The organism is Vibrio owensii CAIM 1854 = LMG 25443, assembly GCF_000817815.1.
Classification (GTDB): Bacteria; Pseudomonadota; Gammaproteobacteria; order Enterobacterales; family Vibrionaceae; genus Vibrio; species Vibrio owensii.
In genome coordinates, this window is sequence record NZ_JPRD01000057.1 from 109,635 (window position 1) to 124,014 (window position 14,380).

A 14,380-nucleotide genomic window follows, 5' to 3' on the forward strand; every position below is an offset into this window, starting at 1 on the left:
CATTTTTGGAGGGAGTTGCTTATATCAAAGCGGTAGCTGGCTTTTCAATGCTCTCACCTAGACGATAATTTGCTTTGATTATATCCGCCACTTTCTCTGCAATCATGATGGTTGGTGCATTGGTATTCCCACCCACCAGCGTCGGCATAATAGAGGCATCGACAACTCTCAGTGCCTCCAAACCATAAACCTTAAGCTCGTTATCAACCACCGCCAGTGGGTCGCTCTTAGCCCCCATTTTACAAGTGCCGACTGGATGATATTGGGTGTCAGCTCGATTACGAATGTCCTGTTCTATCGCTTTGTCATCGGAAGCATCAACCGGATAGAAGTTCTCGCCGCGAATATCCGCGAACGCGTCACTCTCTAGCATCTGGTGCTGCATCTTCCAGCCTTTGATCATGATTTCCATGTCTTCCGGGTGGCTGAAAAATGCAGGGTCGATACGCGGTTCATCGTAAGGGTTGGTGCTATTGAGCTTAACGGTGCCAATGCTCTTTGGTCTTAGTAAAGTGACGTGAGAGCTAAAACCATGGCTCATGTGCATTTTGCGCGCATGGTCATCGACAACCGCAACAACGAAGACGAATTCCAAATCCGGTACTTTTACTTCGTCATCGGAGCAAAGAAATCCAATGCCCTCGGCAAAGTTACTGCTCATTTTTCCAGTGCGTGCTTTCACCCACTGTGGTAAAGCTTTGGTCATCTCTGTTGCCATTTGCAGCGAAACACCGAACGTATCGCGCTTCGCTGTGCATCGATAGGTATGCACTAGGTCAATGTGGTCTTGCAGGTTTTCGCCAACGCCCGGCAGTTCATGAACTTGCTCTATCCCGTGCGCTTGTAAGTCTTGTTTGGCCCCAACACCAGATAGCATCAGGATTTGTGGCGAGCCGAATGCTCCCGCAGAGAGAATCACCTCTTTGTTGCACTTGATCTCAAAGCTATGCCCTTTCAAGCCATATTCAACGCCAACCGCTCGCTTGCCTTCAAACAACACTTTGTGCGTAGTCGCCTTAGTGATAACGGTCAGATTCGGCCGGTGTAAATTAGGAGTCAGATAAGCTTTGGCGGCACTGCATCGCTCACCATTAATTTGCGTGACTTGCGTTTGCATGGCGCCCAGCTGATCTGCGCCATTTATATCTGGATTACGAGGTACACCAATCGATTCACACGCATCTAAGAAGCGCTCTACAACGCCACTCGGTGAACGCAGATTAGCAACATTAAGTGGCCCACCTTGCCCATGAAATTCATCATGATGGACTTCGTTATTTTCTGCTTTCTTGAAGTACGGCAGGCAATCTTGATAGCTCCACCCTTCATTGCCAAGGCTTGCCCAAAGATCGTAGTCATATCGGTGCCCTCTGGCATACATCATCGCATTGATAGAACTCGAGCCACCTAACGTCTTGCCCCTTGGTTGATAACCCTTGCTCCCATTCAAGCCCGATTGAGGACTGGTTTCAAAACCCCAGTTGTTTATTTTGGTTGGCATCATCGCTACCACACCAACCGGCGTATGAATAAAGGGACTTGAATCCGGCCCGCCCGCTTCCAACAAGCATACGGTGACATTGGGATCCTCAGTGAGTCGAGACGCTAAAACACATCCGGCTGAACCACCACCCACAATAATAAAATCATAACTGTCCATCATCTACCTCCGCGACATCTAAAGGGTGAAGCTCTCGCTTTAAAATCTTGCCTGTGGCGGTCATAGGCAGTGCTTTACGAATGAAAACACGGCGTGGGTATTTGTAGTCAGCAAGTTGTTCGCGGCACCAAGCGATTAAAGTGTCAGGGCTACAATGCGCATCTTGATGAAGCACGACATGGGCATGCACTTCTTCACCTAGGCGGTCATCATACTCACCAACGACAGCCACCATCTCTACATCGGGGTGGCACATCAAGACTTCTTCAATCTCACGCGGATACACGTTGTAGCCACCGCGGATAATCATGTCTTTGACGCGGTCGACGATAAACAAATTACCGTGCTCATCCACACGTCCCATATCACCAGTTAAGAACCAACCATCACGTAACGCGTCACGGGTTGCTTCTGGTCGTCCGTAATAGCCTTTCATTACACTCGGGCTTTTTATACAGACTTCACCTAACTCCCCGATTGGTCGGGCGTGACCTTTTACATCGGCAATCTTAATCACGTAGCCACACAATGGTTGCCCGACACTGCCAGGCAGTCTGTCGCCATCAATATGATTAAACGTGGCCACTGGTGCGGTTTCTGACAATCCATAACCTTCCAGTACTGGCAGCTCAAAGCGATGCTCAAACTGGCGAATCACTTCTACCGGCATAGAGGCACCACCAGAAACGCCTAAGCGAAGGCTATGTTTCACCAATTCAGAATGCTCCGGAGATTGTTCGCCCGCTCTGAGTAGTGCGATATACATGGTTGGCACACCAGCAAATACGCTGACTTTATGTTGGATGATTTGCTCAATGACGAACTTCGATTCAAAGCGCGGGATCAACACCATGGTAGAGCCTGTCAGCACGCTGGCATTCATCATGACGGTTTGACCGAAACTGTGGAACAGCGGTAAGGTTGCCATGGTCGTGTCACTGTATTCCAAGCGCATCAGGTATTGAGAGGACATGGCATTGGTTAGCATATTCGTGTGGGACAATTCTGCTCCTTTCGGCTGCCCTGTGGTACCTGAGGTATAAAGAATCACCGCGGTGTCATCGCCTTGTCTTGTCACCGATTCAAAAGGCTCGAGTTCTTCGGCAAGCCAAGCGTCTATTGCATGCTCCCCTTCCTCACATTGAGCAGAGAGCGAGATAAAATATTCGCACTGCTCAGCCTGAGAAAAACCTTGTCTGCCATAGCTTCCCATTGACAGTTCTTCGCTTCCTTCAAAACAGAAATACGCTTTAGCATCAGAATCATTGAGGTGATAGGCGATCTCTCGCCCTTTAAACAACACATTCAAAGGCACAACCACGCAACCTGCTTTTAAAATGCCGTAATACACCATGGGGAAATAAGTGATGTTTGGACAAGACAACGCGACTTTATCTCCGGCTTCAAGTCCCAGTCGCTTCAAGTTGGTTGCGATGTTACCTGCGAATTTGTCGAGTAGTGCGTAACTGATTTCATCATCGCCCATCCTGAGCGACGCTTTAGAGGGAAAGAGCGCCGCACTGCGCTCCAGATTGACAGCAAGGTTGTGCATCCATGATCTCCTTTGTTTCGAAAGGCAGTCAGCGAGTGTCGACTGCCGAAGATTCTTTATGTAGAAAGGTAAGAATTGAGAGTTACGAGAGCTTGTTTAAATCTGGGTCGGGTTTGCCCGCGAACACACGTAACACCAGTTTTTGCACCACGTTTCCGTATGGCGGTGCAAACAACTGAATTGGGAACCAATCGCGCATTTTGAGTACCGTGCGTGCATGGCTGAGTTCACGGAAACCTTCTTCGCCGTGGTAGTTACCAATACCGGAGTTACCTACACCGCCAAAAGGCACCGAATGATTGAGCACATGCCATCCCCAGTCGTTAATGGTGACCCCACCGCTGTGGGTTTGAGTAAGCAAAGTTTCACGTTGTTCTGAGTTGTTGCTAAACAGATAGCAAGCCAGTGGTCGAGGTCTTTGGACGATGTATTGAATCACTTCATCAATTGAACGATAGGTATGCACTGGTAAAAGAGGCCCAAAGATCTCTTCTTGGCAGATACGCATATCCGGCGTTAGGTTGGTTGCGATATACAGCGGCGTTTTTCGCCCTTCGCCATAATCAAGACACTGGGTAATGGTTGCCCCTTTCTCGCGTGCATCATTGAGCAAATCATGGAAGCGTTTGTGCTGTGCCTCATCCACCAGTGCGGTGTAATCCTGATTGGCTTTGATTTCGCCATACATAGTTTGATGAGCAAGCTTTAACGCCTCGACAAAAGCCTCTTGCTTTCCTTCTGGTACAAAGGCGTAATCTGGCGCGATACATATTTGACCAGAGTTAAAGCCCTTACCATGAGCAATGCGTTCTGCTGCTTTGGTGACATCGTAATCGTCAAACACCACCACAGGGGATTTCCCCCCTAATTCGAGGGTCACAGGCGTAAGGTTCGCAGCCGCATTTGCCATGATGATCTTTCCGCTTGCTGGCGATCCGGTGAACACCAAATGATCAAAAGGTAGATGAGAGATTTCCATCGCTTCAGGATGATCACCTTCGACAATGCGCACTAAATTCTCTGGGTAAATTTCTCCGAGCATGCGACGCAGTTGACGAGTGGTTTCTGGGCAATTTGGGGGCATCTTGATCATGCAGCGGTTGCCCGCGGCTAGCGCGGTGATCATAGGGCCAATAGAAAGATACAAAGGGAAGTTCCAAGGACAAATGATGCCTACCACCCCTTTAGGTTGATAACGCACTTCCAGCTTATTGCCTTTGAACAACCATTCAGTAGGTCTACGGCTTGGTTTCATCCAACCTTTTAGGTGTTTGACTACATGGTTAATATCGAGAATCGGAGCCAATACATCTGCCATGATAGATTCGGTATGGCTTCGCCCCCCAAAGTCTTGGCTCATGGCCTCTGCTAGTACATCTTGATATCGGGAAAGCTGCTTTTTTAAGGCTAATAAACGATGCTTTCTCACCGTGTAACTCGATAAAGGCTCAGCTTGATATGCTGATTTCAATTCATCGAACCACTTTTCGAGTTCGCTCACTGCTGGGTAATTAGTCGCTATCATTCCTTGATCGCGTAGCACTTCCTTATCTTGCTTTGCCAGTACATTCATGTTTCTCTCCAACTGTGCAATTTATTCAATTACAACATTTTGATAACATGTCGCACAGGTTACAAAAAGACAATAAACGGTGATATTCGGACAGCTTTGCGACAAACATGACTGAATAACATCCCAATACCCGCTAGGATTGATCCAAATGTAAAGGGGGCAACGATGGAATACACCGCTGTTTATGAGCCAGATACCCAAGCTTGTGGTGTTTTGGATTTGCAGTTACTCAATCGCTATCTAGAGCCTAGTGTGAGTATTGATGCCTTACTCACGGGCAGTGGTATCAGTGCGCCTCAGCTTTATGCTCCCGATACCCACATTACCCTCGCACAAAAACTGGCAGTATTTAGCAATGCTTTGGCTCAATCAGACGAGCCCGGACTTGGGTTAAAAGTGGGACAGCAAGCAAGGTTCAGTGACTTTGGGGTGCTAGGTTATGCGGTGTTCAGTAGCAATACCCTACTCGATGCCCTCATGATGGGTTTTAAGTACCTAAGACTTGCAGGCCCTGTGCTAAAGAAGAAGATGTGGGTGGAAGATAATTCTGGTTACTTTCGCGCAGAACAACTGATAGACCTACAATCGCTCTTACCGTTTTGTTGTGAATACTGGTTTGCGGCCATTCAGAATCTTTGTGAAGAAGTCATGCAGAAACCCTTCCCTTCAACCGTTATCCGTTTCCCTTATCCAGAACCTGAATATAGCGAGCTGTATGAGCAAGTATTCCACTGCAAAATTGAGTTCAACAGTAATCAATTAGAATGGCAGTTCGATGCCACCAGCTTGTTTGAGCCGTTGCCCGCAGCTAATACCATGACATTGCAGATGTGCTTAAAGTCATGCGATGAAATGCTGGCAAAAGTGAGTGGCAATGCCAGTTTGAAAGAGAAGATCACCCAGATGTTCGTCGAAAGACCAGGCAGCTACCCTTCAATAGAAGCCCTATCTGCTGAGCTAGGTATGTCTTCAAGAACATTGCGACGTCATCTCAAATCGGAAGAAACCAGCTATCAGCAAATCCTTGATCATGTTCGCTTCCACTTGGCTCGTCATTACCTTGCGTCAACACAAATGAGCGTCGAAGAGATCTCGGAACGCATTGGTTTCTCAGACAGTGCGAACTTCCGTCATGCTTTTCGTAAATGGAGCGGCAACTCACCAAAGCAATATCGTCAAGAAGCAAATCTTACGACTTGAGCTTTGATACAACAGATACAAAAACGCCCGCGTTCATTGCGGGCGTTTTATTAGATTCGGAGTTTACGATTCAAACTCTTCAATCATCTCTTGTGCTTCGGTCTTAGGCTTATCCGTTTGACCAAAACCGCGCAGACCCACTACGTGTACGTGTTCGTGGTCTTTAAACACCTTACGCACCAGTTTGTAGGTCGTACCTTTCTCTGGGCTGATGTTTTCTGGTGCCGCAATAAGAAGCTGCATATCCAGACGGTCACACAATTCGAACAATGTCGCGATCGATTTCGCATCCAGACGCGCTGCTTCATCTAAGAAGAGCAGACGACAAGGCACAATGTCTTTACTGCGCAGGCGGCGTGATTCTTCTTCCCAGCTTTGAACAACCATCAGTAGGATTGACTGACCAGTACCGATCGCCTCACCGGTTGATAGCGCGCCAGACTCAGCCTGTAGCCAACCATCTGTACCACGGTTTACTTCGACACTTAGCTCTAGGTAGTTACGGTAATCCAGTAGCTCTTCACCCAGAACCTGAGGAGAACGTTGACCCATATCGATGTGTGGGTTCACGCGTTGGAACAGCTTCGCCATTGCTTCAGAGAAGGTAAAGCGAGTCGATTCAAACAGGTCTTTATGCTGCTCTTGTTGTGTTGCTAAACCGTTCAGTAGCACTTCGTGACTTTCACGGATCTTCACGTTTAGACGTACGCCCTTCACCTGACCGAACGAGATGTTCGACAAACCTTGGTTCAGCATACGAATACGGTTTTGCTCACGCTGAATCGTCTTCTTGATGATGCTCGCTACTGACTCAGAGCTGATCGCTAGGCGGTTTTCACGTTGCGTTAGCTCTTCCGTTAGACGCGCCAGCTCTACTTCCATCTCTTCGATCGCTTCGACTGGATCATCAGTACGGATGATATCCTGACGAATACGTTCACGAAGATGTTGGTAAACCGCGATGTAAAACAGAACTTTACGCTCTGGACGTGCATTGTCTTCTGATAGACGCAGCGCATCACGCAGGTCATCATTATTCGCAACCGCTAGACGCAGCGCACCCAATGATTTATCCGACATTGAACGCAGTTCATCCGCTGACATGTAAGCCAGTTCACGCTTGTGTAGACGACGCTCAACATCGTTCTCACGCGCTAGACGAAGTACCGAACACCAGCCAGCTTTCGCTGCAACCACGAACGTACGCAGCTCAACGTATTCTTTCTGAACTTTCTTCAGACGTTTCGCCAAGCCTTTCATCTCTAGTTCAGTAGAGGTGATCGTACGCTCGTATTCGCTCTTACGGCTACGAGAAGTGTGTAGACGCTCATGCAGTTCGTCACGACGACGCATTGCACGCTCTTCTGCACCTTCGTCAGCGTTCACGCCAAACTCTTGAAGTTCTTGTTTGAACTCTTGAACCGTTTCCAGTTTCGCTTGGTGTGAACTCTTCAGAGAAGCCAATACTTGGTTGTATTGGTTCATTTGACCTTGCGATTGTTTCAACTCTTCACGAGAGCGAGTACGCATTTGTTCAGCTTGAACCAGTTTTGCTTTTAGCTGCTCACTCAGTTCGCTGCTCTTGTTCAGTAGGTCTACTGAATCTGAGTAAGCGAAGTAGTGGCGACGCTCAACGAGATCTGAGAGTGCAAAGATTTGCTTCTTAAGATCTTGTAGCTGTTCGTCTGCCGCTTTGTATTCTGCTTCTAGCGCATCGAATTGCTCTGGGTCAGCATCTAGGGCAACTGCGACTTTTTCCAGTTCCGCCACCGCTTTCGCGTGGTTATTTAGGAAAGCTTTTGCTTCTGAAAGCTGGGCGATTTTCTCTTCCAACTCGTCAAAGCGCACTTGCAGCGATTCATCTTCAATCAGCGCCATGTTTGGTGCTAGCTTGTCTAGAGAAGACAACGCTTGCTTGCTGGTTTGAAGCTGAGAACGTTGTTGTTGCTCTTTCGCATCCAGATCAGCCAGTACGCGAGCGATTTGGTTACGCTTGTCACGAATGGTCGCCAGTGCTTGCTCTGGGTCAGCTTCGAATGCGACTTGAATGTGGCTTGCCACAAACTGGTTAAACGCTTGATACAGACGCTGCATTTTTTGCGAATCGAATGCTGCTTTCGCGTGCTTCTCAACTACTTCTTCACGTTCGTTACGTAGTAGCTCTAGACGCTGCTCACGTGCCGCACGACCAAACAGTGGGATTTCAGGCAAACGAGAGTAACGCATTTGGCGATCGTTCATACGAACGCAAACCGCGCCTTCTAGCTCTTCCGCGTCGAATGAGCTGTCATCAAAGGCATCAATGTCACCTTCAATGATGTACAAGTCTTCTGGACAGTCGTCTAGCTCTACCAGTTTCTCTTCGATACCAGATAGGTCAGATACAACGATAGCGTGACGAGCCGGGCCGTACATTGCACTGAAGTAAGGCGCGTCATCAATCGTGATGTCATCGTAGATCTCAGACAGCAATACGCCACCTAGAGTATCAGCCAAACCTTTCAGACGAGGGTCGTTTGAACCACCAGGAGAAGCAAGACGCTCAATCTCAGAGTCAAGTTGGCTGCGACGCTCTGCTAGTTTGTCTTTCGCCAAAGAAAGGGTCTTCTCTTGCTCAAGCACCACTTGCATTTGGCTCATGACTGACTGGCTATCTTCTAGCTCAGCGCCACTTTGTTCACGCAGTTTTTCTAGCTCATCGTTCGCCGCAATCCAAGTTGGAGCAATGGCTTCTAGCTTGTTGATTTCCGCTGCTGCATCTTGCTCTAGACGACGCTGTTCGCTGCGTTGCTCACGCACGTCTTCTTGCGTCATTTCTAGCGAGTCGATTTGCATCGCGTGACGCTCACGTTCTTGTTCAAACGTGATTTCGCCAGTCAGTTCAACATGGAACTGCTTCTGGTATTCGTTGACTAGCTCACGCGCTTGACGTTGCTGGTTTAGGCTACGTTCAAGATCACGGTGCTGTGCACGCCATTGTTGTTCGTTTTGCGCAACTTGCTGAGATTCACGCGCTTTCGCAATTGCGGTTTTCGCATGTTCAGACGCGTCTTTACGCTCAACTTGACCAACGATGCTTTGTACCAGTTTAAGCGCCGTTTCGAACTGCTCTGCTGCTGCAGAAGACATGTCCAGTTTGTGCTTAACCGATAGCAACGCGTTGGTGCTTTCTGATTCTTCGCTCTTAAGATCAGAGACAAGCGCTTGTGCCGATTCTGCCGTTAGGCTGTCATCGCCAAGTAGCTGTTTTGCTTTCTCCAGTGCTTGAACCGCTTGTTGGTATTGAAGTGCGCGAGTTTGCTGAACGTCGAGTGCTTGTTGGTAGTCAGCCAGCTGCGTCTTAAGGCTATCCACCTCTTCTTCCGCAACGGTCGCTTGCTCTTCCACCATCATCACGCGTTCTTGCGCTTCTTCCACTACCATCATCTGTTCTTCAAGACGCTCACTCAGCTCTTCAAGATCTTCTTGGTAGCGTTCGATCTTCTCTTGCTGGCGTAATGCGTTTTGCACCAGTTGCAAATGATCCGAAGCCGCTTGGTAATCTTGCTCTAGCGCAGATTCCGACTCGATCAGCAGTTCCAGCTCTTCTTGAACACGGTTAAGCAGGTTGTTTTGCTCAACGAGAGTTTCACGAGAACCGAACAGCTCTGAACGCAATGACAGCGTTTTATCCAGCTTGTTACGACGATCGTTCGCGTGACGCATGTAGTCCGCCGCCACGTAGTTAGTCGACTCTGTGATCAAGTGTTTGAACAAGTCACGGTCTGCTTGCGTGGTTTTGATCGCTTCAAGCGTCATACGGTTTTCACGCAGCGCCGATTCCATATCTTGGAACGCTTTCTTCACGCCGCCGTTTTGTGGCAGAAGGTAATCACGTAGCGAGCGTGTAATCGCACTTGAGATACCACCGTAAAGCGATGCTTCGATCAGGCGGTAGAATTTAGAGCGGTCACCAGAGTTACGCAGTTTCTTCGGAATCACACCGAATTCAAACATTTGCGCGTGGTAATCCACGATAGAAGAGAAGGCTTTAAATTGAACGCCTTCAAATTCTGCGATCGATTCTTTTACTTCGTTGATTTGACGTACACGAGCTTGAGTCGCTGATACGCTTTCAATCAAGATATCCGTCGGTTTCACATGGCTTGGAAGACCTTGGATAACAAACGGTTTGATGTCTACTTTCTTATCACGACCCGCAACTTGCTGCAGTTTTACTGCGAACAATAGGCGTTGGTTACGTGAGTTCACCACGTCTAGCGCCGCATAACATGCGCCCGGCTGTAGCTTACCGTACAAACCTTTGTCGCGAGACGATTGGCTGCTGCCTGCTTCTGTGGTGTTACGGAAGTGCAGTAGCGTTTGGTCAGGAATCAATGCGGTGATGAACGCCGCCATTGTGGTTGATTTACCTGCACCGTTACCACCTGATAGCGTGGTGACGAGACCATCGATGTCAAACGTACGGGCAAAGAAGCCGTTCCAGTTGACCATGGTCAGCGATTGGTATTTACCGCGTTCAATCATGCTCATGCTTCACCCTCTTCTGTTGTTTCTTCTTGGGCTTGGTCGTCTTGATCTTCTTCAGACAATAGGCTGCCTTGGCTTGGTTCTTTGGTGTGCACTACCGCCTCACCATCACGGATCAGACGTAGCTGCGCTTCACGCATATCATCACCAACACGTACATCGGCACCAAAACGAAATACCGCTTCACTGATGCTGAATTTACCGGTTTCACCGATGTTGATGATCATGCCTAGACGGCGTAGACGACGAAGTGACGTACGTACTTTTTCAAACAGCTTTTCTTTATCAAGGTCTGAACCAGTCGCACGGTTCGTCACTAGCTTCATCAGCTTATTTTCATCTGCTAGTGCAAGCAGTTCGTCGTACAGCTCTTGGTTAGTGAAGATGCCTTCGTGCGCAAGACGCTCTGGGCTTAGGTAAAGGAAACACAGTACCTTACCCACCAGCATATCCAGCTCAGAAAGCACACTGCGGCCAATCAGAGACGTTGAACGTGGACGAAGGTAGAAGAAACCTTCTGGCGCTTTCACCAATTCGGTGTTGTAGCGTTGGTAGAAAGAAGAAAGCTCAAGTTCGAAATCCGACAACAACGCGTGGTTGTCTAGATCTTCACTTGAAACATGACGCCCTGCTCGAAGCATGCTGTCTAGCGCTGGGAACAGAGGGTTAGAAATTGCTTTTGCCAGATTCTCTGACATGTATTCATTAGTATCGGTCGATGACATTCGCTTGTACCTTTGCCCCAAATTCGTTGATTGCTTTCCAGTCTGGCTGAACAGCTTGGTAGTCGGATTCTGAATAACCCAGACGTACCGCCTGATCAACGACAATGCGAGCTAAATCAAAGTGATGAGTATGAGGGTGCTGTGCAAGGTAATCTCGCAGTACCACGCTCAAGTCAATAGGTGCGCCTTGGTCTTTATGCGCTTTCAGCATGTCACCAATTCGCTCCGCCAACTCATCATTGACTTGTTGAAACTCTTCGTATTCCACTTCCATCGGAACTTGACCCGTTACCTCGTCATCACGCAGTACTAGGGCTTCATCACGAAGGTCAGAAAGCCTTTCCGCATCTGCATAAGTCAGATACCAAGGCGCATCGAAGTAATCTTTGACGGATTGACGCAGACGCGAGCTAAACGCACGGTTCTTATCCATATCAATGGCAGTACGGATAAACTTGTGTACGTGTCGGTCGTAACCAATCCAAAGGTCGATCGCTTGCTGGCCCCAGCTTGTGATTCGGTCCAGTTTCATCTGCAGACCAAACAAAGCTTCTTCGATAAACTCAAGCTCAGGGTCACCATAAACAATTTCTTGGATGTCTAGGATCTGAGTTTGCAGTTCATCACTGGCAGCTTGCAGCGTATCTTGAAGTTCACGCAACGTGCTGGATGTTTCTGACAGAAGCGCTTCACAGTTGTTGATCGCTTCACGCCAGTCTTTGTTAAGTAGATCAGCAATCTGTTGTTTAACAGACTGTTGCAGCTCATCCATCACACGTTGGTTAAGGTCGATTTGATCGAAGATCTCGCCTACAGAATATTTCAAAATTCCGTAAACGTTTTTCTTCCAGTGGCCCGGAGTGCCACCCTTTTGTGCCGCTTCAATCGCTTTTGCCATTTCATCCGCTACCATCGATAGCTGGATAGAAAGACGCAGTTTCGAGAACTCGCGATGACGCACGTAGTAGTCGGTAATTCCTATCGCTAATGGCGACAAGCGGTAAATGCTCGCTCCATCAGTAATCTCACTGACAAAACGGCTCATAAGACGCTGCTTAACCATCTCGTTGATGGCATTGTTCGCACGGAAAGCCGAAGCTTCACCGGTCTCATCAAAAAGTCGAGTGACGATGGCAAATGCGTCGTGCAATTCACCTTCACCCAATTCTTCATCGAACCTTTCATTACTTAGTACAGCGATGGCAATCAAAAATGCCAATCGCTCAGTGGTCAGGTTCAACGAGAAATCGTGCTGCTTAACCCAGCCAACCAACTCATCGATTGGTTGCTCTGCAGCATTGAGAGTCATCTCACTCATCGTTATTCCTGTTTATCGTTCTTCTTAGCCCACACGTGTATGTAGCGGCCTAATGAGAGGTATGGCTCTTGTCGACAAAGTTGTTTTTCTAGCGCCAACACATCTTCAAACTCGTAATCGCCCATGTATTGCATATTGCCTATGTAATCACTGAAGGAACGAATACCAGATTTGCCACAAATACTAAAACCAGAATCTTCTATCCATTGATAGACCTCTTCGGGTTTTAGGCCTTTCTGTGGCTGTAGTTTAAATCTTTTCCGGTGAGGCATGCCGTCTAAAATATGAGGAATGTTGCCACAAACCACATTTTTATAGACTAAGCCGTGGTGGTTATAGAACATAACCGAAGCAATGCCCCCCGGCTTGACCTGTTCCAAAACGGTCTCGAGTGCGGTTTTCGGGTCTACCAACCACTCCATGACGGCATGAAACATGACAAGGTCCACCTGCGTTTCCATATGGTCACCAATGGATTGGACAGGTGAATGAATCAGGCGATACTGCTCAAGCAAACCGTTTTTTTCAATATCCTGCTTTGCTAGTTGCAGCATTTCCGAAGATAGATCACATAAAGCGACATGATGTCCGAGCTTAGCAAGCTTTTGCGACAATTGTGCTAACCCACCACCCGCATCAAGGACTTGCAGGGCTTGATGGTCGGCATCTAATTCACTTAGAATCTGTAGAAAATCTTCCCACACAATGAGTTGGCGGATCTCCCCTTTATCGGAGCCGTAAATATTTTTTGCAAATTTGTGGGCGATATCGTCGAAATTGCGGTCTTCTGTCACTTCTGCTGAGTTATCATAACGGATTGTGCCGCTATTCTGTCACAAGGAAAGCAGGAATAAAGAGGGTTATCCTCATTTTTATTATCAATTGATGTTTTTTCGGACTATTTATGTATGTTTGAGCTGAAAAAAGTTATGTCAGCCTTGTTGATGCCTCTTCCGGCATTGCTAATCATAGGCTTGTTAGGTCTTGCTCTCATTAGTTTTACCACCAAACGTAAAACTGGCTGCTTTGTTGTTCTATTCTCTTTTGTCGGCATTTTTCTCGTTGCCTTCCAACCTGTTTCAACTAAGCTACTGATGCCGCTAGAGCGCGAGTACAAAGCGTTTTTACCCGTTTCTGGTACCGTTGACTACGTCATGGTTCTCGGTGCTGGCCATGTGGTGGACGATGAGATTCCACCGACCTCTCAATTAAGTCGCACAGCACTGATGCGACTCACCGAGGGCATTCGTATTTTGCGCATGTACCCAGGTGCGAAGTTAATCCTGTCTGGTTATGCAGGTGGTTCTGAAATTAGCCATGCTCGTATGATGGCAAACGTCGCGCTTTCTCTTGGCGTCGCTAAATCCGATATTATTCTATTGGAAGACGCTAAAGACACGTGGGAAGAAGCTCGCCAAGCAGCTGCGTTTGTTAAGCAAAAAGATATCGTGCTCGTGACCTCGGCGAGCCACATGAAACGTGCTTTGTATGAGTTCAACGCAGCGGGTATTAAACCCATCCCTGCACCAACGAACTTTATGGCGATTGATGACATCGAGCAGCCATGGCAAAAGTACGCACCGAAAGCTCGTTACTTAGAGCAAACCGAACTGTACTGGCATGAGTATCTTGGTGGGTTATGGCAGAAACTGCGTGACAACGTAGGACAAACGCCAATGGTTGAAATAGAAGAGCCTGAAGTCGCACAACCTTAATTGCTGCCTAGCAAGAATGTTGTCGCTGATAAAACTTATCGTTAGATTGCCTTAACTGAAATCACAGACACAAAAAAGGAGAGCCGATGCTCTAATGCCGATCAGTT

9 protein-coding genes are annotated in these 14,380 nt (G+C 47.9%); 2 read left to right on the forward strand and 7 right to left on the reverse strand.

The genetic code is table 11. The features are described from left to right. Positions 1-19: 19 nt before the first annotated feature. From H735_RS25840 to H735_RS25850, 3 genes are all read right to left on the reverse strand, one after another. A complete protein-coding gene (locus H735_RS25840) occupies positions 20-1,660 on the reverse strand; it encodes a GMC family oxidoreductase (RefSeq protein ID WP_020198056.1) in 1,641 nt (546 codons plus the stop codon). Beyond that, entirely contained in the window at positions 1,647-3,212 is a 1,566-nt protein-coding gene (locus H735_RS25845; RefSeq protein WP_020198055.1) for a long-chain-fatty-acid--CoA ligase, read from the reverse strand. The genes H735_RS25840 and H735_RS25845 overlap by 14 nt, the downstream gene beginning before the upstream one ends. A gap of 82 nt (positions 3,213-3,294) precedes the next feature. Further along, positions 3,295-4,785: a coniferyl aldehyde dehydrogenase gene (locus tag H735_RS25850; protein WP_020198054.1), complete on the reverse strand. Its 1,491-nt coding sequence runs from the start codon at positions 4,783-4,785 to the stop codon at positions 3,295-3,297. Positions 4,786-4,950: 165 nt separating this feature from the next. On the opposite strand from H735_RS25850, the gene H735_RS25855 reads away from it, so the two are divergent. Then, positions 4,951-5,985, forward strand: coding sequence for an AraC family transcriptional regulator (locus H735_RS25855; RefSeq protein WP_020198053.1), 1,035 nt, complete (start codon positions 4,951-4,953; stop codon positions 5,983-5,985). A gap of 63 nt (positions 5,986-6,048) precedes the next feature. Here H735_RS25855 and mukB read toward each other — a convergent pair whose 3' ends face one another. Genes mukB through cmoM form a run of 4 tightly spaced genes read right to left on the reverse strand, consistent with a single transcriptional unit; the run spans position 6,049 to position 13,352 of the window. Next, positions 6,049-10,512 carry a chromosome partition protein MukB gene (gene mukB / locus H735_RS25860; RefSeq protein WP_027726861.1) on the reverse strand — a complete coding sequence of 1,488 codons (4,464 nt, stop codon included), beginning with the start codon at positions 10,510-10,512 and terminating at the stop codon, positions 6,049-6,051. A 2-nt stretch (positions 10,513-10,514) separates the two neighbouring features. After that, complete coding sequence (mukE, locus tag H735_RS25865; RefSeq protein ID WP_009698285.1) at positions 10,515-11,240, reverse strand: chromosome partition protein MukE; 726 nt, start codon at positions 11,238-11,240, stop codon at positions 10,515-10,517. Next, a complete protein-coding gene (mukF, locus tag H735_RS25870) occupies positions 11,221-12,558 on the reverse strand; it encodes a chromosome partition protein MukF (RefSeq protein WP_020198051.1) in 1,338 nt (445 codons plus the stop codon). The genes mukE and mukF overlap by 20 nt, the downstream gene beginning before the upstream one ends. A gap of 2 nt (positions 12,559-12,560) precedes the next feature. After that, positions 12,561-13,352 (reverse strand): tRNA uridine 5-oxyacetic acid(34) methyltransferase CmoM, encoded by a 792-nt coding sequence (cmoM, locus tag H735_RS25875; RefSeq protein ID WP_020198050.1) that lies wholly within the window; start codon positions 13,350-13,352, stop codon positions 12,561-12,563. Between the two features lie 114 nt (positions 13,353-13,466). Between cmoM and elyC the strand changes: the two genes are divergently transcribed. Then, positions 13,467-14,273, forward strand: coding sequence for an envelope biogenesis factor ElyC (gene elyC, locus H735_RS25880; RefSeq protein WP_005441670.1), 807 nt, complete (start codon positions 13,467-13,469; stop codon positions 14,271-14,273). Positions 14,274-14,380: the final 107 nt, after the last annotated feature.

Coding starts and splice junctions, on each gene's coding strand:
- mukF (WP_020198051.1), bottom strand. CDS start 12,558: ATGAGTGAGATGACTCTCAATGCTGCAGAGCAACCAATCGATGAGTTG.
- mukE (WP_009698285.1), bottom strand. CDS start 11,240: ATGTCATCGACCGATACTAATGAATACATGTCAGAGAATCTGGCAAAA.
- elyC (WP_005441670.1), top strand. CDS start 13,467: ATGTTTGAGCTGAAAAAAGTTATGTCAGCCTTGTTGATGCCTCTTCCG.
- H735_RS25845 (WP_020198055.1), bottom strand. CDS start 3,212: ATGCACAACCTTGCTGTCAATCTGGAGCGCAGTGCGGCGCTCTTTCCC.
- mukB (WP_027726861.1), bottom strand. CDS start 10,512: ATGATTGAACGCGGTAAATACCAATCGCTGACCATGGTCAACTGGAAC.
- H735_RS25840 (WP_020198056.1), bottom strand. CDS start 1,660: ATGGACAGTTATGATTTTATTATTGTGGGTGGTGGTTCAGCCGGATGT.
- H735_RS25855 (WP_020198053.1), top strand. CDS start 4,951: ATGGAATACACCGCTGTTTATGAGCCAGATACCCAAGCTTGTGGTGTT.
- H735_RS25850 (WP_020198054.1), bottom strand. CDS start 4,785: ATGAATGTACTGGCAAAGCAAGATAAGGAAGTGCTACGCGATCAAGGA.